Annotated in this window: 16 protein-coding genes and 3 pseudogenes; 10 read left to right on the top strand and 9 right to left on the bottom strand. The window is 73.9% G+C overall.

Annotated features, from left to right (window positions below; translation table 11 throughout):
* Nucleotides 1-21: 21 nt before the first annotated feature.
* The 6 genes from OG550_RS32640 to OG550_RS32615 form a co-directional block, all read right to left on the bottom strand.
* On the bottom strand, nt 22-981 hold the full coding sequence (locus tag OG550_RS32640) for a D-2-hydroxyacid dehydrogenase family protein (protein WP_327673700.1): 960 nt from the start codon (nt 979-981) through the stop codon (nt 22-24).
* A gap of 177 nt (nt 982-1,158) precedes the next feature.
* Nucleotides 1,159-1,752, bottom strand: coding sequence for a hypothetical protein (locus tag OG550_RS32635; RefSeq protein ID WP_327673702.1), 594 nt, complete (start codon nt 1,750-1,752; stop codon nt 1,159-1,161).
* A complete protein-coding gene (locus OG550_RS32630; RefSeq protein ID WP_327673704.1) occupies nt 1,749-3,152 on the bottom strand; it encodes a hypothetical protein in 1,404 nt (467 codons plus the stop codon). The genes OG550_RS32635 and OG550_RS32630 overlap by 4 nt, the downstream gene beginning before the upstream one ends.
* Entirely contained in the window at nt 3,149-3,955 is an 807-nt protein-coding gene (locus tag OG550_RS32625; protein ID WP_327673706.1) for an ABC transporter ATP-binding protein, read from the bottom strand. The genes OG550_RS32630 and OG550_RS32625 overlap by 4 nt, the downstream gene beginning before the upstream one ends.
* A gap of 141 nt (nt 3,956-4,096) precedes the next feature.
* Nucleotides 4,097-4,927 carry a zf-HC2 domain-containing protein gene (locus OG550_RS32620; protein WP_327673708.1) on the bottom strand — a complete coding sequence of 277 codons (831 nt, stop codon included), beginning with the start codon at nt 4,925-4,927 and terminating at the stop codon, nt 4,097-4,099.
* Entirely contained in the window at nt 4,924-5,427 is a 504-nt protein-coding gene (locus tag OG550_RS32615; RefSeq protein WP_327673710.1) for an RNA polymerase sigma factor, read from the bottom strand. The genes OG550_RS32620 and OG550_RS32615 overlap by 4 nt, the downstream gene beginning before the upstream one ends.
* Before the next feature lie 195 nt (nt 5,428-5,622).
* On the opposite strand from OG550_RS32615, the gene OG550_RS32610 reads away from it, so the two are divergent.
* On the top strand, nt 5,623-5,973 hold the full coding sequence (locus OG550_RS32610; RefSeq protein WP_327673712.1) for a hypothetical protein: 351 nt from the start codon (nt 5,623-5,625) through the stop codon (nt 5,971-5,973).
* Nucleotides 5,974-5,989: 16 nt separating this feature from the next.
* On the opposite strand, the gene OG550_RS32605 is transcribed toward OG550_RS32610, so the two are convergent.
* On the bottom strand, nt 5,990-7,282 hold the full coding sequence (locus OG550_RS32605; RefSeq protein ID WP_327673714.1) for a sporulation protein: 1,293 nt from the start codon (nt 7,280-7,282) through the stop codon (nt 5,990-5,992).
* Between the two features lie 88 nt (nt 7,283-7,370).
* Between OG550_RS32605 and OG550_RS32600 the strand changes: the two are divergent.
* The 6 genes and pseudogenes from OG550_RS32600 to OG550_RS32575 all read left to right on the top strand — a co-directional run.
* Nucleotides 7,371-8,053: pseudogene (locus OG550_RS32600) on the top strand (IS5 family transposase); the annotation flags it as partial.
* A gap of 536 nt (nt 8,054-8,589) precedes the next feature.
* A complete protein-coding gene (locus OG550_RS32595) occupies nt 8,590-10,371 on the top strand; it encodes a reverse transcriptase/maturase family protein (protein WP_327673716.1) in 1,782 nt (593 codons plus the stop codon).
* A 108-nt stretch (nt 10,372-10,479) separates the two neighbouring features.
* Nucleotides 10,480-10,602, top strand: a pseudogene (locus tag OG550_RS32590) (IS5/IS1182 family transposase); the annotation flags it as partial.
* Between the two features lie 361 nt (nt 10,603-10,963).
* Nucleotides 10,964-12,730, top strand: coding sequence for an asparagine synthetase B family protein (locus OG550_RS32585; protein WP_327673718.1), 1,767 nt, complete (start codon nt 10,964-10,966; stop codon nt 12,728-12,730).
* A 28-nt stretch (nt 12,731-12,758) separates the two neighbouring features.
* A complete protein-coding gene (locus OG550_RS32580) occupies nt 12,759-13,196 on the top strand; it encodes an NUDIX domain-containing protein (RefSeq protein ID WP_327673720.1) in 438 nt (145 codons plus the stop codon).
* Nucleotides 13,197-13,257: 61 nt separating this feature from the next.
* Entirely contained in the window at nt 13,258-14,571 is a 1,314-nt protein-coding gene (locus OG550_RS32575) for a UDP-glucose dehydrogenase family protein (protein ID WP_327673721.1), read from the top strand.
* Nucleotides 14,572-14,983: 412 nt separating this feature from the next.
* Here OG550_RS32575 and OG550_RS32570 read toward each other — a convergent pair whose 3' ends face one another.
* Nucleotides 14,984-17,119 (bottom strand): glycerophosphodiester phosphodiesterase, encoded by a 2,136-nt coding sequence (locus OG550_RS32570; RefSeq protein ID WP_327673723.1) that lies wholly within the window; start codon nt 17,117-17,119, stop codon nt 14,984-14,986.
* 280 nt (nt 17,120-17,399) lie between these two features.
* On the opposite strand from OG550_RS32570, the gene OG550_RS32565 reads away from it, so the two are divergent.
* Nucleotides 17,400-18,020, top strand: coding sequence for a TetR/AcrR family transcriptional regulator (locus OG550_RS32565; protein ID WP_327673725.1), 621 nt, complete (start codon nt 17,400-17,402; stop codon nt 18,018-18,020).
* Between the two features lie 468 nt (nt 18,021-18,488).
* Nucleotides 18,489-19,586 carry a MerR family transcriptional regulator gene (locus tag OG550_RS32560; RefSeq protein WP_327683637.1) on the top strand — a complete coding sequence of 366 codons (1,098 nt, stop codon included), beginning with the start codon at nt 18,489-18,491 and terminating at the stop codon, nt 19,584-19,586.
* A 739-nt stretch (nt 19,587-20,325) separates the two neighbouring features.
* On the opposite strand, the pseudogene OG550_RS32555 reads toward OG550_RS32560, so the two are convergent.
* A pseudogene (locus OG550_RS32555) lies at nt 20,326-21,143 on the bottom strand (APH(3'') family aminoglycoside O-phosphotransferase).
* Between the two features lie 398 nt (nt 21,144-21,541).
* Between OG550_RS32555 and OG550_RS32550 the strand changes: the two are divergent.
* Nucleotides 21,542-23,302, top strand: coding sequence for an SDR family oxidoreductase (locus OG550_RS32550; RefSeq protein ID WP_327673726.1), 1,761 nt, complete (start codon nt 21,542-21,544; stop codon nt 23,300-23,302).
* Nucleotides 23,303-23,349 lie beyond the last annotated feature (47 nt).

Raw genomic sequence — 23,349 nt, 5'->3', positions numbered from 1 at the left:
GGCCGTGCGCCCGCCGGAGGCTCAGCCCAGCACCCGGACCGGCGCACCGGCCAGGAACGCCGCGATGTCCTCCACCGCATCGCCGTAGTACCGGCGGTAGTTGTCCTGCGACACGTACCCCAGGTGCGGCGTCGCCAGCAGCCGGGGAGCCGTCCGCACCGGGTGGCCGGCGGGCAGCGGCTCCTGGTCGAAGACGTCCACCGCCGCACCCGCGAACCGCCCCCCGGCGAGCGCCGCGAGCAGCGCCCCCTGGTCCACGATGGCCGCCCGCGAGGTGTTGACCAGGTACGCGGTCGGCTTCAGCAGCGCCAGCTCGGGCGCGCCGAGCAGCCCCCGGGTGCGGTCCCCGAGCGCCAGGTGGACGGAGACGAAGTCGCTCCCGCTCAGCAGTTCCTCCATCGACCCGGCCCGCCGCACGCCCACCCCCGCCGCCCGCTCCTCCGTCAGGTTGCGGCTCCACGCCACCACGTCCATCTCGAACGCGAGCCCCACCCGGGCCACCCGCGCACCGATCCTCCCCAGCCCCAGCAGCCCCAGCCTGCGGCCCGCCAGATCGGCCCCCACCGTGCTCTGCCACGGCCCGCCGCCGCGCAGCGCCGTGCTCTCCTCCACCAGCCCGCGCGCCAGCCCGAGGAGCAGCGCCCAGGTCAGCTCGACCGGCGGCGTCGAGGAACTCGCCGTCCCGCAGACGGTCACGCCGTGCGCGCGGGCCGCCTCGTGGTCGATCACCGAGTTCCGCATGCCCGAGGCCACCAGCAGCCGCAGCCGGGGAAGCCGGCCGAACAGCTCCGCCGGGAACGCCACCCGCTCCCGCAGCGTCACGATGATGTCGAAGTCGGCCACGGCGCGCACGAGTTCGTCCTCGGAGCCGAAGTGCTCCCGGAACGCGACCACCTCCACCCGGTCCGCGACCGGCGACCAGTCGGCGAGACTGGTGGCCACCCCTTGGAAGTCGTCGAGTACGGCGCAGCGAAGTTTCATGATCCGCACTCTTCCAGACGCCGCCCGCCGTCGTCCGCCCCCGCCCCTCCCCTCCCCTCCCCTCCCCGCCCCGGCTCGCCCCGGCTCGGGCGTCAGAGGTTCGGCGCCAGGGGGTCGGTCGGAGGGATCGGTGGGAGGGGATCGGTGGGAGGGGGCGGACAAGGGACGGGGGCCGACCTAGCGCCTCGGGCCGCCGGTGGCGTAGACGGCGGTGCCCGCGACGGCGAGGAGCCCGGCCGTCCAGGTGGCGGCCGGCGTGCCGGGCGGCTGCAGCATCCAGGTCAGCACCTGCGTCGCCACACCCGTCCCACCCGTCGTGCCCGTCGCGGCCGGGGCGGCGAAGGCGAACGGCAGCCAGGCGAAGAGCGGGGTCCACGCGTACCGCTGCCCGCACCAGGCCGCCCCGACGGCGACCAGCCCCATCAGCCCCGCGCTGTTGCGCACGACGAAGGCGGGGGAGGCCGGCTCGCCGCCCACCGCCCGCACCGCCCAGAGGACGGCGGCGACGAGCACCCCGCAGAGCAGCACGTGCGCCGCCCTGCGCGGTACCCAGCGGATCGCGGCCGTCCGGTCCAGCGCGAGGTCCTGCCCGCCGAGTCCGACCGAGACCGCCGCCGCCCCCGCGGCGAGGACGAGCGTGGACAGCCGCGGATCCGCCGTCCCCCCGCCGCCGATCCCGGCGAGCGCCGCCACCGCGGCCGCGCCGGCCAGCACCGCGGCCAGCGAGGCGGGCACCTGCCGCGAGCGCGCGTACAGCGTCAGCCACCTCACCGGGACGCACCGCCCGTCAGCTCGGTGAGCAGGCCGCCCGAACAGGAGACGGCCGCGGCGTGCAGGGCACCGATCCGCCGCCGCTGCTCCGGCTGCGGCAACGCGATGAGCTGCTCCCACACCGGGCGGGCCTCGTCCGCCCAGTCCTTGGCGCCGTGCATGGTCCCTTCGAGCTGCCGGAGGTCCCCGAGGACCCAGGCGGCCGCGATGCTCTGTGCGACGGCCTCCTCCAGCGAGCCGCTCTCGACGCCGCTGCGGGCGTTGCACAACGGGACCACGCCCTGGGCGACCAGCGCCCGGGTCAGTTCCCCTCCCCCGGCCTCACCGATCGCCGCGTCGCCGAAGTCGAGGAGCAGCGCGTCGTCCGACCGCTCCGCCGGATCGAGGAGCCCCCGCAGGAGGGTTGTCTCGCGGATCCCCGTGGGCGCCTGGTCGCCCAGGGCGCCGCGCAGCAGGCGCAGCACCTCGGCACCGCGCCCCGCCAGATCGCCGAGCCGCGCCCGCTCGGCGGTCGTCACGCACACCGGGCCGTCGCACACCTGCGCCGCCGCGGCCCGGTCGACGACGTACGTGTCGCGGGGTCCGGCCGGGAGCAGGAGCAGGGCAGCGGCCCCGCCCGCCAGGAGCGGGGTGAGGGCGAGCACCCGCCCCCGCCGGGTGGCGGCGGCCAGCAGCGCCAGACCCGTCGCGGCCGCCCCGAGCAGCCAGAACGTCTGCCCGGCGTGCACGGGGGCGGAGAGCGTGAGGAGCGGCTGGCGCACCTCCGCCACCAGGGGCGACAGCAGCGCGAGACGGTTCGGCGCGCCGGAGGTCGGCACCTCGGCGTCCGTGGTCCGCCGCAGGAGGGTGACGAACAGGAAGGCGCCCACGGCCAGGGCGGGCGGGGTGAGGACGGACGGCAGGGCCCGCGCCACCCCCATGCCCAGGACCGCCCCGGCGGCCAGCGCGAGCGCCCCCACCAGCGAGATCGGGAGCCAGCCCAGGTGGGCGTACGCGGCGCCGCCGGCGAGCACCCGCACCGCGCCCACGAGGACGACCAGCGCGAAGGCCGACACCAGGGCGAAGGCCGTCGTACCCGCGAGGGCCGCCGCGCGGTGCCGGGCCGGACGCGGCGTGCTGCTCAGCAGTTCGGACATCCTCGAACGGGAGTCGCGCAGCCCCTGGAGCGCCCCGAGGCCCACCGCGAGCGGCCACAGGAAGACCAGCAGGAACCTGGTCCACAGGGCCATCGAGGTCCACTGCGCCGTCCACAGCGCCGGCCCCTTCCACCAGGCGCCGGGGACGAGGTGCAGGAACGCGAGCGCCGACACCAGGACGAGGACGCCGGCCCACGGGGCGACGGACCGCCGCAGCTCGATGCGCAGGACGCGGAGGTTCGTCCGGCCGGGGTTCGGGTTCACCAGGCCCCCCTCGTCCGGACGGGGTCGACCAGCAGCGCCGAGTAGCCGCGCTCCAGCGGGCTGTCCCCCACGTGTTCCGGACCGCCCGCCGCGGCCAGCTCGTCCGGGGTGCCCTGGAAGACCAGCCTCCCCTCGGCGAAGAGCACCACGTCGGTGCAGGCGGCGGCGACGTCCTCCACCAGGTGGGTCGAGACGACCACGCAGGTGTCCGTCCCCAGCTCCTGGAGGAGTCCCCGGAAGCGCAGCCGCTGCGCCGGGTCCAGGCCGACCGTCGGCTCGTCCAGCAGCAGCAGGGCCGGGTCGTTGACGATGGCCTGCGCGATGCCGACCCGCCGCACCATCCCGCCCGACAGCGCCTTCATCCGCTCGTCGGCCCGGTCCGCCAGGCCGACCCGCTCGACGGCGCGCTGCACCGCCCCGGGGATGTCCGCGGTGGGCACCTCCTTCAGCCAGGCCATGTACTCGACGAACTCGCGCACGGTGAAACGCCTGTAGTAGCCGAACTCCTGGGGGAGGTAGCCGATCCGGCGGCGCAGCGCGCGGTGCTCGCCCAGCCCGCCCACGGACTCCCCGAGCAGCTCCAGCTCACCCCCGGCGGGGCGCAGGACGGTGGCCAGGGCCCGGATCAGGGTGGTCTTGCCCGCTCCGTTGGGGCCCAGGAGACCGTGGACGCCGGTGCCCAGCGACAGGTCCAGTCCGTCGACGGCCATCCTCTTCCTGCCGACCCTGACCTTCAGTCCGGTCGCCCGGATCTCCCAGGCGTAGGCCGTGGGGGCGATGTCGGCCCTGCTCACTGCGGGCATCGTGCGTTCCTGTTCTTTCGGGGGACGGGGGACGGGGGACGGGGGACGCGGGTCGACGGGGCGGCCGGGGTCCGGCGGTCGGGGGACGGCGGTCGGGGGTGGGCGGCTCGACGCGGGGGGTTCGGCGGGATGCGGAGGGGCTCAGCGGTGGGCTCCCAGCACGGTGTAGGCACCCCGGCGGACGACCACGACGGCGACCCCGAGCACGAGGAGCAGCCCCCACACCGGCAGACCACCCGTCTGCAGGGCGAAGGCCGTACGGCTGGTGGCCAGCGTCGGCGCCGCCACCACCCCGGCCCATGCCGCCACCAGGACGACGGCGGCGCGGGTCACGCCGATCACCCCGCCGAGCGCCAGCGTCATCGAGGTGAAGGCCAGGCAGGGCAGCAGCCACTGCACGGCCGTCACCCCCGTCACCCATCCCCCCACCAGCAAGGCGGGGACCACCACGGCGAGCACGGAGGCGGTGCGCCGCAGCACCAGCTGGAGTCCCGCCCTCGGTGTGGAGGCCGTCAGCTCGTACGCCGGGTCCAGGCCGCGCGACCAGGAGGCCGCCACCCCGCACACCGGCAGGACCGGGGCGAGCAGCAGCAGCACGGACACCCGGCCGGGTCCGGCGCCCACCAGGTCCGGCAGCAGCGCGAGCAGCGTCACGGCCAGGAGCATGGCCGGCCACGGCAGGGCGGCGGGCGGCGCCCACACCGCCGGGCGCGCCGACCGCCACACCCTCCGGCGACGGCGCGCCGGTGCCGGGGCGGCCGCGGCCAGCTGCCGTTCGAGGTCGGACCAGACGGCCTCGGTCAGCGCCGCCAGGGCGGGCGCCCCGGCCGCGACGGCGGCCGACAGCCGGTCGCGGCAGGGCCGGCAGCCCTCCAGATGGGCCTCCAGGGCCCACACCTCGTCCGCGGCGAGGTCCGTGCCACCGCGGGCGTACCCGTCGATGAGCCGTGCCGACGCGTGTTCCACGTTCATGCCAGTGCCTCCCGCATCGCGATCCGGGCCCGGCGGGCACGGGTCTTGACCGTTCCTTCGGGCAGTCCGAGCAGCACGGCGGTCTCCCGGACGGACAGTCCGTCGAGCACCATCGCCTGCAGGACGTCCCTGAGCTCCGGCGCGAGGCGCCGCAGTGCGTCCCCGACGTCCCCGCCGACGGTCGCCACCAGTGCCTCCTCCTCGGCGGCGGGCGCCACGGGGTGCGGGGCGGCGGCGGCCGGCGGCTCCGCGTGGTGGGCCCTGCGCCGGAACGCGTCGACGAGGCGGCGGGCGGCGATCGTCCACAGCCACCCGACCGCCGTACCGCCGGTCCGGCCCCCGGCGAACGAGCCCGCCGCCCGCCACACCGCGAGGTACGTCTCCTGCATGACCTCGGCGACGATCTGCTGGTCGGCGCAGCGCCGGTTCAGGCGCACCGCCAGCCACGGCGACGTGCGCCGGTACAGCTCCTCGAAGGCGGCCCGGTCTCCCCGGGCCACCCGCCTCAGGAGGTGTTCCTCGTCCAGTTCCTGCGGCGCTGCCGCCCCAACCCGTTTCACACCTGCTAGACGCCCGGCCGGGCCTGCAGGTTTTCCCCGGGGCGTGATCCGCGTCACGCCCCGGGCGGACACCGCGAGGCGGCTCCGCGATCGGACCCCGCGTCCGGGCACCGCGGCACGGGGCGACGGGCGGGGGTGGCACCCGCCCGACTTCCGGACCACGACGTCAGCCGGCTGGCCGTCGAGGCGAACGTCAAGCGCTGGCACCTGCCCCACCAGCACTCCGACCAGAAGGACCATTTCCAGGCCGAGACCGCGAAGGCCGAGGCGAGGAGGTCGTCCCACGTCCGCTCCGCCGACGCGTTCGAGGAACCCAAGGAGGGGCACGCCGCCCTCCAGGCCCACTGTCAACAGCCGGAGGCACGGCTCCAGACCTGCGCGAACGCCCTCGATCCGCTCGCGTTGGAGAACGCCGCGCTCTCGGGCCGCGACGCGGACGCCGCGAAGGTGAGGGCGCTGCCCCGCCGGTCCCCGCACCTGTCCTGAGCACGGCAGGTGCGGGTCACGCGGCGACGCCGAGTTCGTGCCGGGTCCGGTGGACGAAGTCGCGGACGGCCGTCTCGCGGCGCCAGGGGGTGAGGGCGGCGTTGAACTCGCGGACGTAGTCCAGGGCCCGGCTGGACTGGACGCGGGCGAGGATGTCGACGGCCTGGTGACCGAGTCGCAGCCCCTGGTCGAGATCGCCGCCCTGGAGGTGAGCGGTCCCCACGATCGCCAGGCGCATGCCCACCGAGCGGGTGAACACGCCCGGTCGCATGGCCGCGGCCTGCGCGTTCCAGACGAGCGCCTCCTTCGGCTTCCGCAGGTCGCGGAACACCTCGGCAGCGTCGGCGGAGAGCCGGGCGTGGTGATAGAAGTCGATCCACGCCGGTTCCTCGCCGCCGTCGCGGGCCCGGCCGAGCAGGCTCTCGGAGGCGGTCAGCGCGGCCGAGGCCGCCCTGGCGTCGTTGTCGCGGGCATGGGCCCGCGCCTCGATGAGCTTGGTGAACGCCAGGACCCTGGGGGCGGCCTGGCCCTTGGCCCGCTCGAAGGCGCCCTGGGTCATGTCGACGGCCTCACTGGCGAAGCCCCGCAGCAGGGTCTGCATCGCCATCGTGGTGAGCACATAGCAGCCGAGCTGCACGTCACCGCCGGCCCGGGCAAGGCGGAGTGCCTGGATGAAGTGTCGCTGGGCGACCTCGTGCTGACCGACGTCGAAGGCGGTCCAGCCTGCCAGGCGGGACAGCTCCGCGGTGACCGAGAACAGCTCACGGCCCACCTCGTCGCCGAACGACCCGTTCAGCAGCGGCACCGCCCGCTCCTGCCGGCACGCCGTCACCGAGTTCGCCTTCCAGTTCCCGCCGCCGTACTTCGAGTCCCACCGCCGGGCGTCGTCGGCCGCCTCCCGCAGTTCGGCAAGGTCGACGGCGCCGACCCGGCCGCTGCCACGATGGGCGGAGGAGTCATCGGCCGGGCTCACCAGCCACCGGGTCACCGGCGTCGTGAACGAGGCAACGGCGAACCCGGATCCGGCGAGGAAGTCGCGGCGGTTCACGGAACTCCAGAACGAAGTGGCGACGCGCACGGCGTCGGCGGGGTCTCGCGGGAAATCCAACCCCGCCGCGGCGTCCGGTGTCTGCGCATCCGCCATACCGATCTCCGCCAACTGCACGGACCTGCCGAGCCGTTCGCCGATCGCCTGGGCCAACAGCTTGGGCACCGGCCAGTCGGGGACCATGCCCCGGCGGCACCAGTTCGCGACCGAGGTATGCGTGTACGTCGTGGTCAGCCCGGCCACATGGGCCAGCTGGTTCACACGATGGGCCAGCGACTTACTGATCGTTTCAGAATGACTTGGGCTCAAGGTCTTGCGCTCAGGCGATCTTGGTCGGCAGGGTGTGCGGGTGCGTGCTGATCTTGTTCCGGACGGTCTGTGGGAGCGTGTGGCTCCGCTGCTGCCACCCGCTCCCGCGCGGCGTCGGCGCTATCCCGGGCGACTGCGCGTTCCGGACCGGGCGGCGCTTGCGGGTGTGATGTACGTGCTGCGAACCGGTGTCGCCTGGCGCGACGTTCCCGCGGACGCCGTGGGCTGCTCAGGAGTGACTGCCTGGCGTCGCCTGCGGGACTGGACCGAGGCCGGCGTCTGGCCACAGCTGCACGAGGCCCTGCTGGCTGAGCTTCGGGCCAACGGCGGCCTGGACATGGACGATTGCGCGATCGACGGCTCCCACATCAGGGCGCTCAAAGGGGGGATCACGTTGGCCCCTCGCCCGTCGACCGAGGACGGCCGGGTTCAAAGCATCATGTGATCGTGGACCGCCACGGCACCCCGCTGGCCGTGTCGGTGACCGGCGGAAACCGACACGACGTCACGCAGTTGATCCCGCTCCTGGACGCGATACCCCGCATCCGGGGCCTGCGCGGAAGACCTCGCAACAGGCCCCGGCGGCTGTTTGCCGACCGCGGCTACGACTTCGACAAGTACCGCCGCCTCCTGTGGAAGCGAGGCATCAAGCCCCTGATCGCGCGCCGCGGCGTCGCCCACGGGTCCGGGCTCGGTCGCACCCGCTGGGTCGTCGAGCGGACCTTGTGCGCCACGAGGCGCTCTGTTTGTATCCCCGGCTCAGCCGGGAGGAACTCGGAAGGAGGTTCCTGGGCCGGATGACTCACCTGGATCCGAAAGGTGAAGGGGACAAGAGCATGTCAGGAAACCGGTGACCGGGCCCAGTTGCCAGGGACGGTGCAGCGGGCGGCCCGTGCGATATGGCGAAGACTGGATTGTTTGAAGCCCAATCTCCAGAAGATGCAAGTTCCCATCCGTCGGAAAGACAGCTGAAACCGACGCCGACCCTGCACCGGTTTCGATTGTTGGCCTGGTGCAACTTCCGGGGTTCGGAGCGATGTCCAGCGAGGACATTCAAGGAGATGAGTGGGACGCCTAAGTCGCGCTAGAACGTACAGACAGGGACGAACGTGGGATCGCCTACGGGACGCGAGTCCTATGGCGACGGAGGCCCCGTAGTAGTCGCCGGAGTCACGCCCGGCCGGGGAGGGCGGGAAAGCCGTCCGCAGGGCGAAGGGGGCCAGGTGATTCGGACACCCGGATATGGGGAGGTATGCGAAATGCAGAGCGCCGCAACGGTGCTGGGTGTCCTGCGTGAGCGCGGCAGGCGCCATCTGCCGTGCGACGAACTGTATCGACAGCTGTTCAACCCGCAGTTGTATCTGCTGGCCTACGGTCGCATCTACGCCAACCACGGCGCAATGACGCCCGGGGCCACGCCGGAAACCGTGGACGGCATGTCCCAGCGGAAGATCGACCGGATCATCGAGGCGATGCGCCACGAGCGCTACCGCTTCCGGCCGGTCAGGCGCGTGCACATCCCGAAGAAGAACGGGACCACGCGTCCGCTGGGGCTGCCGACCTGGTCGGACAAGCTCGTCGGGGAGGTGGTCCGCCTGCTCTTGGAGGCGTACTACGAGCCGACGTTCTCCGACCGATCTCATGGATTCCGTCCCCGACGGGGCTGCCACACCGCACTGCGGGAGGTGGCCCACACCTGGACCGGGACTTCCTGGTTCGTCGAAGGGGACATCGCCGACTGCTTCGGCAGCCTGGATCACCAGGTCCTGCTGTCGATCCTCGGCGAGAAGATCCGTGACCAGCGGTTCCTGCGGCTGGTGCGCAACATGCTGACAGCCGGATACCTGGAGGACTGGAAATGGGGTGCCACGCTCTCCGGAGCGCCGCAAGGCGGAGTGGCTTCCCCGATCCTTTCCAACATATACCTGCACCGGTTGGACGAGTTCGTTGAGAAGGTTCTGATCCCGGAGTACACCCGTGGAGAGCGCCGGGTTCGCAACCCGGCGTATTTGGAGTTGCAGAAGCTGCTGGCGAAAGCCCGCCGGCGCGGTGACCGGGTCCAGGCCCGGATACTGCGTCAGCGGATGGTGAGCCTGCCGAGTGCGGATCCCAACGACCCGTCATATCGCAGGCTTCGCTATGTCCGCTACGCAGACGACCACCTCCTCGGATTCACCGGACCGAAAGCCGAGGCCGAGCAGATCAAGCATCGCCTGGCGGAATTCCTGCGTGACGAACTCAAGCTGGAACTCTCCCGGGAGAAGACGCTGGTCACTCACGCCCGAACCCGGGCGGCGCGGTTTCTCGGCTACGAGATCACGACCCAGCACAACGACACGAAGAAGACCGGCCGCTACCGCAGGGTCAACGGTCAGATCGCCCTTCGCGTCCCCAGGGACGTGATCAAGGCCAAGTGCGAGCCCTACCTCGCCTGCGGCAAGCCCGCGAAGCGAACGGAACTGACCAACGGCAGCGATCACGCGATCGTCGCCACGTTCGGGGCCGTCTACCGGGGCATCGTCCAGTACTACCTGCTCGCCGGAGACGTCTTCCGGCTGCACCGCCTGCAATGGGTCATGGAGACATCCATGCTCAAGACCCTTGCGGCCAAGCACCGTTCGACCGTGACGAAGATGGCCGCCAAGCACAAGGCCAGAATCGACACACCCAACGGGCCCCGAGTCTGCTTCGAGGCCCACATCGAGCGGAAGAACAGGCAGCCGCTGGTGGCACGGTTCGGTGGAATCCCTCTCCAGCAGCAGCGATCGGCGAAGGTCGTCGACCGTCGGCCTGTCGGGGTGGACTATCCGCAGAAGGAGCTGATCACCAGGCTCCTGGCGGACACATGCGAGGTCTGCGGGGCCACCGGTGATGTCCAGGTGCATCACGTCCGAGCCCTTGCCGATCTCGCCCGTGCCGGATGGCCGCCGTCCGACTGGGCGCGCGTCATGCTCGACCGGCGGCGCAAGACCCTCGTGGCCTGCACTGCCTGCCATGACCGCATCCACGAAGCGCGAACGGCCCGATCACTCACGCCGTGATCACTGGAGAGCCGGATGACAGGGAAACCGTCATGTCCGGTTCGGCGGGAGGCCGCGCGGAAAAGGACCTGCCACGGGCAGGCACCTCGCCGCGCGGCCGACCCAACCGCCTGGCTCCACCAGTTCAAACGACTGCGCACCCGCTACGAACGCCGAGCCGACCTCCACCAAGGACTCCTCGAACTCGCCGCCAGCATCATCTGCCTCCGACGACTCCAGAGATCATTCTGAAACGATCAGTTATGGCTGGCGCCCTCGCACTTTTCGATCATCCGGGCCAGCGCGTCGTTCGGCGGCTTGGTCCGGCGGGTGGTCGACGCCACAGCGTCCCCTTCAATCCGTTCCCCGCCTGGGCACGGGGAGTCGTACTCGGCTGGGCACAAGAAGTCGTACGCCCGGCACCGAGGCCGGATCACCGAGGGTATTGCCTTCACTGCCAGCAGTGAACCGCATTCGCAAGTCGTGAGCCCCCCTGCGAGCCCTGCCCGCACCGGCCGCCAGACGGTTGCCTGGTGTTCCGGGCCTCCGCCGGGACCTGGGACCGACCTCCCGGCGGGGCCACCACCGATTCACGCTCGGGGGTGACAACCAGATGTGCGGAATCGCAGGACTGGCCGGCGCCGACGCCGTCCGCCACCAGACCACCGTCGCCGCGATGGGGCTCGCTCAGCACCACCGCGGACCGGACGGCACTCGGCACCTCACCTCGGCCGACGGCCGGGCGGTGCTGTCCATGAACACCCTGCTGATCGTCGACACCGCCGCCGATCCCGGCCCCTACCCGGACCCGGTCAGCGGCATCGTCCTCACCTTCAACGGCGAGATCTACAACTACCGGCAGGTTGCCGCCGCCTGGGGCATCGGCCTGGAGCCCGGCGAGACCGATGCCCACCTGGTCCTGCGGGCCTGGGCCAAGCTCGGCCCCGGTTGCCTGGGCGCCTTCGACGGCATGTTCGCCCTGGCCGCCTACGATCCACGTGAGGGCCGGCTGTTTCTGGCCCGGGACCGGCTCGGCGAGAAGCCCCTCTACTGGCGCCTGGACGGCGGGCGCCTCGCGTTCGCCTCCGAGGTCACCACTCTGACCGGCTACGGCACCGCGCCGCTGGTCGTCCGCCCGGAAATGCTCAGCATCGAGACGCCGACCGGCGTCGACACCCCGTTCCAGGGCATCCAGCTCCTCCCGCCGGCCGGGCTGCTGGCCTTCGACGTTGCCACCGGCTCGCTCGCTCAGCAGACCTGGTGGCGACTGGAGGGCTTGGAGCCCTGGCAGGGCGACTACAGCACCGCGCTCGCCCGGTTCTCGACCCTGCTGGCCGACCGGATCCCGATGCGGGCACCCGGATCGGACTTCGCGCTGCTGCTGTCGGGCGGGCTGGACTCCTCGGTGCTGGCCTACCTGATGCGGCCCCGGCTCTGCGTCACGGTCCGCTATCCCGGCCAGGACCGCCTGGACGAGTCCGCGACCGCGGCTGTCGTCGCCCGCGACATCGGCGCCGAGCTGATCGTCATCGAGCCGACAGTCCAGGACTTCACCCGCACGCTGCCCGAGATCATGCACGCGCTGGACTACCCGATGGGCAACGCGTCCACCTTCTCCGAGCACATGGCCTACCGGGCGATCGCCGAACGCGGCATCCGCGTCGTGGTCGGCGGGCTGGGGCCGGACGAGTTCTTGATGGGCTACGTCCGCCACGCCCTCGTCCTCTTCGGGCCGGAGGCGGTGCTGGGCGCCGGGCTGGAGGCCTACCGTCCGCTGGCCTCCAAGGTCCTGAACGAGGACGGCGGGCAGCTGGAGCCGGCCGAGGCGATCGTCCGCCTGGTCCTGCGCGGGCAGGATCCGGACGGACGTCTCCGCGAGCTGGTCGCCGACGCCCTCCGCCGGGCAGACGGGGACCTGGCCCGCGGGCTGACGCTGGCGGACCTGGCGACCGCCTGGCGACCGCTGGTGATGACGTCCGACAAGCTGGCCTCCGCCTTCGCGCTGGAGCGGCGCTCACCGTTCCTGGCGCGGGACCTGGTCGAGTTCTCCTACCGACTGCCCATCGAGCACAAGATCTCCGACCCGGCGGCCGGGAAGCGCATCCTGCGGGACGCGGCGAAGGGCCTCGGCCTGCCCCCGGAGGTCTGGGGCAGCAGGGACAAGCTCGGCTTCGCCTCCCCGGTCCCGAGCTGGCTGTCCGGCCCACTGGAGCCCTGGGCGACCGACCGGATCAGTTCGGCGCTGAAACGGGCGCCGCTCGGGTTGCACCCGCTGCTGGCCGGTGGCCTCAGGCCCGGCGGCCGGTTCGACCGCACCCGCATGCAGGCCCTCATGGCCGCCGCCTGGCTTGCCGACCACAGGCTGGCGGAGGCGGCATGACGAACCGCCGGCTCACTACGGTGAGCACATGGACCCCCTTCCCGAGAATCCGTCCACCGCCCAGGCTCGGGGCGCCGTCGCAATCATCACGAACTTCCGCGACAAGCTCCTGCTGCACCTGCGCGACGACGTCCCGGGCATCGCCTGGCCCGGCCACTGGAGCCTCCTCGGAGGTGGATGCGACCCCGGCGAGCCTCCCCATGTGGCGATCGACCGTGAGCTCGAAGAGGAAGCCGGCCTCGGCGTCGACGACCTCCGCCGGCTCTTCGACATCCACGACGAGCACGGATCCGGGCAGGTCATCACCTTCTTCTCCGCCTACTGGGACGGCGACGAGACCGCGCTCCCACTGGCCGAAGGCGTCAAGCTCCGGTTCTTCGCCCCCGAGCACCTGCCAGCCCTGACCATCCCGCCGTTCATCCGCGACGGCATCCACCGCTTCCTCGCCGCCGAGCCGGGCACCTGACACCTCCGACCCCAGGGGGGCGCCTGGCGGGCAGCGCCCCACCCCTTGGAAGGACACGTTCGTGAAGCTCACCGTGATCGGCTGCGGCTACCTCGGCGCGACCCACGCCGCCGCGATGGCCGAGCTCGGCCACCAGGTCCTCGGCATGGACACCGACACCGACAAGGTCGACGCGCTGAACAAGGGCCAGGCCCCGTTCGTCGAGCGCGGCCTGGACCACCTGCTCGCCAAGCACACCGCCGCAGGCGACCTGCACTTCACCGCCTCCTACGCCGAGGCCGCCGCCTTTGCCGACCTCCACTTCCTGGGCGTCGGCACCCCCCAGCAGGACGGCAGTGGCGCCTACGACCTCACTCACCTCCACAGCGCCGTCCGCCGGCTGGCCCCGCGGCTCGGCGATGGCGCGCTGATCATCGGCAAGTCCACCGTCCCGGTCGGCACCGTCGCCCGGCTGCGGCAGACCCTGGACGAGCACGTCCGCGACGGGGCAAGCGCCCGTCTGGCCTGGTCGCCGGAGTTCCTGCGCGAGTCCTTCGCTGTCCTGGACACCCTGGAGCCCGACCGGATCGTGCTCGGCGTCGAGGACGGCGACACCGGCAGCGAGGCCGCCTTCCGGACCGTCTATGCCGACATCCTGGCCGCCGGCACGCCGCTGATCGTCACCGACATCGCGACCTCCGAACTGATCAAGGGCGCCGCGAACGCCTTCCTCGCCACCAAGATCTCCTTCATCAACGCGATGGCAGAGCTCTGCGAGAAGACCGGTGCCGATGTCCGGCAGATCGCCCTCGCCCTGGGCTACGACCACCGGATCGGAGCCGAGGGCATGCGGCCCGGCCTCGGGTTCGGAGGCGGCTGCCTGCCCAAGGACCTGGCCGGCTTCACCCACCGCGCCGAGGAGCTCGGCGCCGACACCGGCCTGCTCCGCCAGGTCGCGGAGATCAACCGGCGCCGGCGCGAGCGCACCGTCGAACTCGCCCGCGAGGCGCTCGGCGGCACCTTGACCGGCAAGCGGATCGCCGTCTGGGGCGCCGCCTTCAAGCCGAACACCGACGACATCCGCGACTCCCCGGCCCTCGCGGTCGCCGAGGCCCTCCAGCGGGCCGGCGCCGAGGTCACCGTCCACGACCCCGCCGCGATGGAGAACGCCCGCAAGGCCTGCCCCCAGCTCGACTACGCCGACGACCCCACCGCGGCCACCACCGGCGCCGGGCTGCTGCTGCACCTGACCGACTGGCCCGCGTACTCCGACGCCGACCCGGCCGACCTCGCCCGGCACATCGCCGTCCCCAAGGTCATCGACGCCCGCGGCACCCTGAACGCCGAACGCTGGCGCGCGGCCGGCTGGACCGTCCGCGCCCTCGGCCGTCCCTGACCCCTTCGGCACATCCACAGGCCCCCGGCGGAGCCGAGCGCGAGGGCTCATCTCCGCCGGGGGCCGAAGCGCCTCCCGCCCGGCCGGGGCTGCTCCGTCCGTCGCCGTGCGACGACCGGTCCTGCCGGTCGTCGTGAAAGCGCGGCGGAGTCCGCGGTGGCCGGTCCGCTCCGGCAGACGGGCCGGATCCCGGGGCCGGCGACAGGGCCTGTGCACCCGCGCCCGGCCCCGCACACCTCCGCCGCGAGCGCGGCGCCGGCCGCCGCGCGGCGCGATGCCGGACGCCGGTCGGGCCCGGTAGTCGGCACGGTGACCGCGGGTCCGGGCGGCCGCGGGCAGGTGAGGCCGGGGGCGCCCCGGTCCGCCCGCCGGGGCGCAGGAACGGCGGGCGGGGGTCAGCCCCGGGTGCGGGTCAGCCCTGGCCGCCCCGGGCGGGTGCCGTGCCGTCGATCGCGCGCGCGTCGGCGGCGATCAGCCGGGCGCGGTCGGCCGGGACGGTGCGGCCGGACTGGTCCTCGGCCCACCGGGCGAGCGGCTGGTACTGGCCCTGGCCGAGCATGACGGTCAGGGTGGCGACGGCGTTGCGGTCGGCGCCCGAGGTGAGGACCAGTGCGGCCAGGCCGGTCGGCGTGGCCGAGACGGTGAACTCGGTGGTGGTCTCGGCCCGGCCGCCGGGGCCGGTCGCCTCGGCGCGCAGGGTGTGCCGGCCGAGTGCGAGCGCCGTCGTGTCGAGCGCCGTGCCCGGCGTGAGCGCGGCGCCGTCCAGGGTCAGCCGGACGGTGTCGGCCCCGCGCGACTGGACCGCGGCGACCGGCTGCTGGGCGCGGTCCAGGACGGCGCCGGCCACGGGCGAGGTGATCGCCACGGTGGGCGCGGCGGGCGGCGCGACGGTGCCGCCCTGCTGGAGGGCGGAGTTCCAGCCGGCCAGCTCGGCCGGGCGGTTGGTGATGACGCCGTCGACGCCGACGGCCTCCAGGGCCTTCCAGCGGGCGGCCGAGTCGACCGTCCAGACGTTGACCGCGACGCCGGCCGCGTGCAGGTCCTTCACGATGCCGGGCCGGTCGGCGACGGCGGCGTCCGACGGGTTGTAGGCGGTCAGGCCGAGTTCCCCGGCGATCGCCACCGGGTCGGCGTCGAGCGCGCTGCGCAGCAGACCGAGCGGCAGCTCCGGCGCCAGCTCGCGGGTGTACCGCAGGGCGTCCACCTCGAAGCTCTGGACGAAGACGCGGCCCGCCATCCCGTGGTCGCGCACCTCCTTGACGATCCGGGCGACCTCGTCACGGCTGTGCCGGCCCTTGATCTCCAGCAGCAGGCCGCCGCCCCGGGTGCGCAGGTCGTCGAGCTGCGCGGCCAGGGTCGGCACCCGGGCGCCCGCGTACGCGGGGCCGAACCAGGCCCCGGCGTCCAGCGCGTCCAGCTGGGCGGAGGTCAGGTCGCGGATCCGCCCCTTGCCGTCGGTCGTGCGGTCCACGGTGTCGTCGTGGAGGACGTACGGCACGCCGTCCTTGCTCGGCTGGACGTCGTTCTCGATCCACTCGGCGCCGCCGCGGCGGGCGACCTCGTCCGAGAGCAGGGTGTTCTCCGGCGCTGTGGAGGAGGCACCGCGGTGGGCGAAGACGGTGAGCGGCGCGCCGGCGGGCCGGATCCAGCCGTTCGGCGCGAGCGCGGTCACCTTGAGGTCGTCGAAGGACACCTTCGAGCCGTTGACCAGGAGCGCCTGGCCGCCGTCGGCGCTGCGGGCGACCCGGGTGGTGCGCAGGGCCTCCTTGCCGTCGAAGGTCCAGCGGGCGGTGGCGCCGTGCACCTCGACGGCGATCCGCACGTCGCGGCCGGTGCCGGCGGCGGTCGGGGCGGCGGCGGTGTCGGTGACGAGCCAGCTGCCGGCGGTGGTCCGCTGGGCGAACTCCAGGCCGTTGGCGGCGGTGGTGCCGGAGCGCATGGTGGCGATCGACCAGGGGGTGACGCCGCTCGCCGGGACGTCCAGGCCGAGTGCCGTCCAGCGGGCGCCGTCCACGACGGACTCGAAGCGGGCGGTGGCCTCGATGCGGAAGTCGGCGAGGTGGCGGCCGAAGGTGATCCGGCTCTGCTGGCCGGAGTTGGCGGACACGCCGACCAGCCGGCCGTTCTCCACCTTCCAGTCGCCCTCGACGGCGGCCCAGCCGGCGGGGAGGGCGGTGCCGGAGAAGCTCTCCTCGACCACGGTCTGACCGGGTGCGGGGGCGGCGGCCGTGGCGGCGGCGGCCGTGGCGGCGGCGGCCGTGGCGGCGGCGGCCGGGTCGGACGTGGCGGAGGCGATGGCGGCGGGGTCGGACGTGGCGGAGGCGATGGCGGCGGGCGGCTCGGCCGAGGAGGCGCTCGGGGCGTTCAGTGCGACGGTGCCGAGGCCCAGCGCGGACGCGACGACGGCGGCGAGCAGGCTGGTGTGCCGGCCGGCGCTCGCCCGGAGCTCGCGCCGGTGGTGGGACGAGGTCCGGGCCCCGCTCCCGGGGTTAGCGGGCTGCGAACCGGTGGACGGGCGGCCGGGGGCGGTGTGGTGACTCTGTGTCATGTCCGGCACGCTAGGGGACGGTCACCGTTCCGGAAACCGCTTCCCCGGGAACCGTTCGTGACCATTGCGTGCGCCCTCGGGCCGTGGCGGTCCGAGGGCGCGGGGCGGCCACTCCCCCGGTCCCGTGGGTGACGCCGGGTGGCGGTGCCGCAGGTCGCCCGAGGCCGACGGTGGGTGCCGACGGGAACGCCGACCACGGCTCGGAGCACGCCTCAGCCCGAGGCCGGACCGTGTCGTCGACCCTTCGACAAAATATGCAGACCGGTCTACTGTTTTCCGCATGGGAGTCAAAGGCGAGGAGACCCGTGCCCGGCTGATCGCCGGTATGCGCGGCCTGATCGAAGCACAGGGCTACTTCGGTACCGGCCTCAACCAGGTCGTGGCGGAGAGCGGCGCACCGCGCGGGTCGCTCTACTTCCACTTCCCCGAGGGCAAGGACCAGTTGGTGACCGCCGCCCTGACCCAGGCCGGCCAGGAGATCGAGGAACTGCTCGCCTCGCTCGCCCGCCAGGGCTCCGACGCGGCGACCGTCGTCGCCGGACTCGCCCGGGCCTTCGCCGACCGCCTCGCCGAGTCCGGCTACACCAAGGGCTGCCCGATCGCCACCGTCGGCCTGGAGGTCGCCGGCAGCAACGAGGCGCTCCGTCAGGTCTGCGTCGAGGTGTACGCGGGCTGGCAGCGCGTCCTCGCCGAACGCCTCACCGCCGAGGGCTTCGACCCCGCGGAGGCGGACGTCGCCGCCGGCCAGGCGCTCGCCCTGCTGGAGGGCGCGGTCCTGCTGGCCCGCGTCCGCCACTCCCCCGCGCCGCTGACCGACGCCACGCACGCCGTGCGCCACCTCCTCACCGCGAAGCCGGCCGACGCCGCCCGCGCGGGCCTCACCCCGCAGCGCGCCGGCTGACCGACGGGCCGTCCGAGCCGCGGGCGGGCGCCACCACGGCGCCCGCCCGCCGCCGTATCCGGCCACCTCACCCCCGGAGCGGCACCGGACCGTGCGCCGGACCCCGGCCGGACACCCGTGGCGGACCACGGCCGGTGCGGCACGCACCGGCACGCCCGAGCCCCCGGACGTCCTCCGGAAGCCCGGCAGCCTGACCGGACGACGGGAACCCCTCGGTTCGGACATGCCCCGAGGCTTGTCACGGCGAGGGCCGCCGCGGCACACCGGCGCCGGACCCGTCACGACCGGCCGGGTCAGCCCTCACACAGTGACGGCGCCTCCGTCCGCTGCGGCCGGGGAGAGTCACCGGGGGTCTCCGTCGGAAGTTCCCCCTGCGCAGGGCGGCCGTTCGCGTCGGCCGGGAGCGGGGCTCTTGACCCTCACGCGGCGTCAGGCCGCATAGTCGGTGCCGTGGATGATCACTGGACCGTGGGACACGTGGCCGAGCTGGCCGGCGTGAGTGTCCGCACGCTGCATCACTATGACGAGATCGGGCTCGTCCGACCGTCCGCGCGGACCGCGGCCGGATACCGGGCGTACTCGGCGGGCGACGTCGAACGGCTGAGGGAGGTGCTGGCCTACCGGCGGTTGGGCTTCGGGCTGCGGGAGGTCGCGGAGCTGGTCGGCGACCCGACCGCCGACGCGGTCGCGCACCTGCGCCGACTGCGCGGCCTGGTGCTGGAGCGGCGCGACCGCGCCGACGCCATGGTGGCCGCCATCGACAGGGAACTGGAAGCACGGGCGAAGGGACTGAAGGTGACACCGGAGGAGCAGTTGGAGATGCTCGGTGCACGGCTGTACGACGCGATCGGCGGCGCCTACACCGCGACACGCCACACCGAGCCGCGGATCGCCGCGCAGATCTGGGACGCGCTCGGCGACGCTCGGACGGTGCTGAACGTCGGGGCCGGAACCGGCTCCTACGAACCCGCCGATCGACACGTGACCGCGGTGGAACCGTCGGCGGTCATGCGGGGGCAGCGGCCCCCCGGCTCGGCGCCGTGCGTGGCCGCCGCCGCGGAGAGCCTGCCGTTCGAGGACCACTCCTTCGACGTCGCGATGGCCGTCTCCACCGTGCACCACTGGGCCGACCCGCTGGCGGGGCTGCGCGAGATGCGGCGCGTGGCCCGCCGCGTGGTGGTGCTCACGTTCGACACCGACGAGCCCGGATGGCAGGACCGGTTCTGGCTCACCCGCGACTACCTGCCCGAGTTCTCCGGCGTCCTCGCGGGATTCCCCTCGCTCGCCGGGATGGCCGACGCGATCGGCGCCCGCGCCGAGCCGGTGCCCGTCCCGTGGGACTGCGCCGACGGCCTGTTCGAGGCGTACTGGCGCCGGCCGGGGGCGTACCTGGAGGATCATGTGCGCCGGGCGATGTCGGTGTGGACGAGGGTCGGGCCGGAGGCCGAGCAGCGGGCGGTGCGAAGCCTCGCCGACGACCTCGACTCCGGTCGGTGGGCCGAGCGCAACGGCGACATCGCCGACCTCGACGCGGCGGATCTGGGCCTTCGCCTGCTCATCGCCTGAACTGGGGCTCGGCGTCGGTCCCGTGGCGGTTCCTGGACGACCGGCCGGTCGCGTACGGGCGCCAAGCGGGCACGGCGGCGCGGGGCAGGGACGGCGGCGCGGGGCAGGGACGGCGGAGCGGGGCAGGGACGGCGGAGCGGGGCAGGGACGGTGGAGCGGGGCAGGGACGGTGGCGTGACCCCGGTGGCGTGACCCGGGCACGCGCGTCCCGGCACGCTCGTCCGGGCACGCGGAGATCGGCACACGCGGGTCGGCACACGGTCGACGGGCACAGGTCGATGCGGCGAGCTTGTCCGCCGTTCCGGCGAGGCCTGTGCGCGGACCTTCGATCAACGGTCTCCGGGACGGGTGAGCCCGGCGGCGGGTCGGGGTCGGATTCCGGGTGCCGCCGGGGTGACCGGCTGCCGCCGCTGCGGGCCCGCCCGCTCTGCCGGATGCCCTGACCTGGCGCGTCCCGCCCGTTCGGGAGGCTCCGCCTGGGTTCGCCCGGCGCCGGGCGTCGGGCGTCGGTCCGACGGGCTGACGGGCTGACGGGCTGACGGCTGGACGAATGAGCGGACAGGCGCGGCCTGGTGGCTGGCGGGCGTCCGGCCCCGGCGTCCGGCCCCGGCGCCGCAGGCCGTCGTCGGAATGCCGACCGACCACGACTCCCGCCGGTCCGGCGCGCAGCGCAGTGCCGCCCGAGGGCAGCAGCCGTGACGAGTCGGGCCGGTCCGTGGTCGAGGGGGCCTCGGCCGGGTCAGCCCCAGGTGAGCGGGTCGAGGTCGAGGTAGAACCGCAGGCGGTCGTGGTCGAGGGCGACGCCGTACCTCTCGGCGAGCGCCGCGTCCGCGGCCAGTGCCCGGTCCTCGTCGGTCCACGTCTCCCGGGCGTTGGCCAGGAGCAGCGCCAGGTCGGCGTGCCGGTCCGCCCGCCCGAGGCGGCCCAGGTCGATGAAGCCCGACACGTCCAGGCTCTGCGGGTCGAGCACGATGTTGGGCAGGCACAGGTCCCGTGGCAGACGACGGCGTCCTCGGCCTCCTGGTCCCGTCGGCGGGGGACCTGCGAGGTCAGGCGGGCCAGCAGCTCGGTCGGGGGCGTGTGCTGCTGCTCGTCCGGGAGGAACTCCGGGTTCACGGCTTCACGGGCGACGACGTCGCGCGCCAGGGCGACCATGGCGTCCAGGTCCCGCTGGAACGGGCACTCCGCCACGGGCAGCTCGTGCAGACTGCGGACCGCGTCCGCGATGCCCTCCCAGGAGTTCCACAGGTCCTCGGGTGACACCCGGTCAGCGGGCACGCCGCGGACGGCACCGGTCACCAGGCAGGATCCCGCATCGCCGTCGTACCAGTCGAGTGCGCGCGGGCCCGGTACGCCCCGGTCGCCCAGCCACGCGATCCGGTCGCGTTCGGCCGTCAGGTCGGCCGCGTCCACGGCGGGTACGCACTTGGCGTACCGGGCGCCGTCCGCACTGCGGAAGACGAAGGCCCCCGACTCGCCGGTGGTGACGGCCAGCCAGTCGCCACCGAGGCCGAACAGTTCCGGCGACACGGCCTGAGGTCCCGAGTGATCGTCCACAGCGGCCACCGTACCCGGCCCGGCCGTGCCCGCATTCGCCGGGCGCCCCGCCTGCGGCCGCCGCACGGCGTGCCCCCTGCTGCCCGGCCGGTTTCAGGCGGCGGCCGTCGGGGCCGGGGGATCCGAGCCACGGGGCGGGCCTGGCAGGACAGGGTGACCAGGACGCCCACGACCAGTCGGCGCGTCCGTCGGCAAGGGGCACGGCCGGATGCCGCGTCCTCCGTCGCCATCCTCCGTCGCCACCGCAGACCTCTTGCCAAAAAATATACAGACCGGTCTACTGAATCCAGCACACAGACCACTCCTCCTTCATCCGCCCCGACCTTCCGCCATGCCCGAAAAATATGCAGACCGGTCTACAGATTTATGTAGACCGGTCCACTGAAAAGGAGCCCACCTTGGCCGGCGCCCCAAACCCGAACCCGAACCCGCCCCAGCCCCAGCAAGCAAACATCGCCCCGGCCGACCACCCGCCGCGCACCCTCGTCCTGGGGGCCACCGGCTTCCTCGGCCGCTGGCTGCTCCTCGAACTCCTCGACCGGGGCGAGCCGGTGGCCGCCGCGGTCCGCACGGGTGCCGGGTCCCCGCGCGACCGCGAGCTCCGCGGCTGGCTCCGGGTCCACGGCGCCGACGACCGCACCCTGACCACCGTCGCCGCCGACCTCACCCTCCCCGGCCTGGGCCTGACACCCGAGGACGACGCCCGCCTCGCCGGCGTCCGCGACGTCCACAACCTCGCCGCCCTCTACCGCTTCGGCCTCGACCGCGCCGAGGCCCACGCCGCCAACGTGGACGGCGCACTCACCGCACTCCACTGGGCCGCCGGTCGACCGCACCTGCGGCGGCTCGTCCACCTCTCCGGGTACCGGGTCGGCCGGGGCGGCGCACCCCGCCACCCGCTGCCGCCCGCCGAGGCCGACGCGCTCTACGCCCGGCTCGGCGCGTACGAGGCGTCGAAGCAGCTCGGCGACGCCGCCGTCCGCGTCACGGCCGCCGAACTGGGCGTGCCGCTCACCACGGTCAACCCCAGCAGTGTGATCGGACATTCGGCCACCGGCGAGGCCGGGCAGTACCTGGGCCTGGCGGAGCTGGTCCGCCAGCTGTGGTCCGGCCGCCTCCCGCTCCTGCCCGGGACGGCGCGCACCCTCCTGCCGGTGGTCGCGGTCGACCACCTGGCCCGCTTCCTGGCCGCCGTACCGGAGTTCGACGACGGACCGGCCCACGCCCACACCGTCCTCGACCCCGCCACACCGCCGCTGCCCGCGCTGATCGCCCTGATCGCCGAACACCTGGGCGTTCCGGCGCCCCGCGGACTCGTCCCCGTCGGCCTGGTCAGGCGCCTGCCGACGGCCCTCACCGGCGCCGATCCGGAGACCCTCACCTTCCTCGTCGAGGACACCTACGACACCGCCTCGGCCGACCGGCTCGCCGAGGCCGCCGGACTCCACCACCCGCCCGTCGCCGACCTGTTGCGCCGCTGGGCCACCCGTCTGGTGGCCGACGGCTTCGGCGCCGCACCCGCCTCCGCCGCACCCACCGCCGTCGGCCCCGCCTCCGCGCACACCGGGGCGGCGGGCGGGTTCGCCGACGTCGCCGGCAGTCGCACCTACCTCCATGGGGACCGCCGGACCCCCCACTACGTCCTGCTCCCCGGCCCGGCCGCGGACACGGGCGCCTGGGCGGACCCCACCGCCCACCACGACTCCCGGACACTCACCGCCGACCTCCCCGGGCTCGGACGCTCCTCCCCCACCAAGGCCCCCGAGGCCGACTGGCTCCGGGAACTGCTCGCGCCGGTTCGGTCGCGCCCCGTCCTGGTGACCCACCAGGCCACCGCCGCAGTGGCGTTGGACTATGCTGCCGCCCACCCCGACCGGGTCACCGAACTGGTCATCGTGAGCACCGACGCCGCCGACGCCACAGACACCGCAGACGGCACTGGCAGCCCCGACCCCGCTCCCGCCCCCGCGTTCCACCGCCCCGGCGCCACCCGCCGCGCGACCCGCCGCCTCCGGGAGGCCCGGCGCCCCTCCCGCCGAAGGGAGTTGAGCCTCCTGATCGACGCCGGAACCGTCCCCGTCCGGGTCATCCCGCCCGAGCGCCTCCGGGACCTTCTCAGGACAGTCCCCGCCCTGGTGGGAGGCGAGTCGACGGTCTGACGCGAGGCCAACCGGGCCGGGGTCGGCGCGGCCCCGGACGCGGCCCG

The organism is Kitasatospora sp. NBC_00458 (assembly GCF_036013975.1).
Classification (GTDB): Bacteria; Actinomycetota; Actinomycetes; order Streptomycetales; family Streptomycetaceae; genus Kitasatospora.
This window is presented reverse-complemented; position numbering and strand designations above follow the sequence as displayed.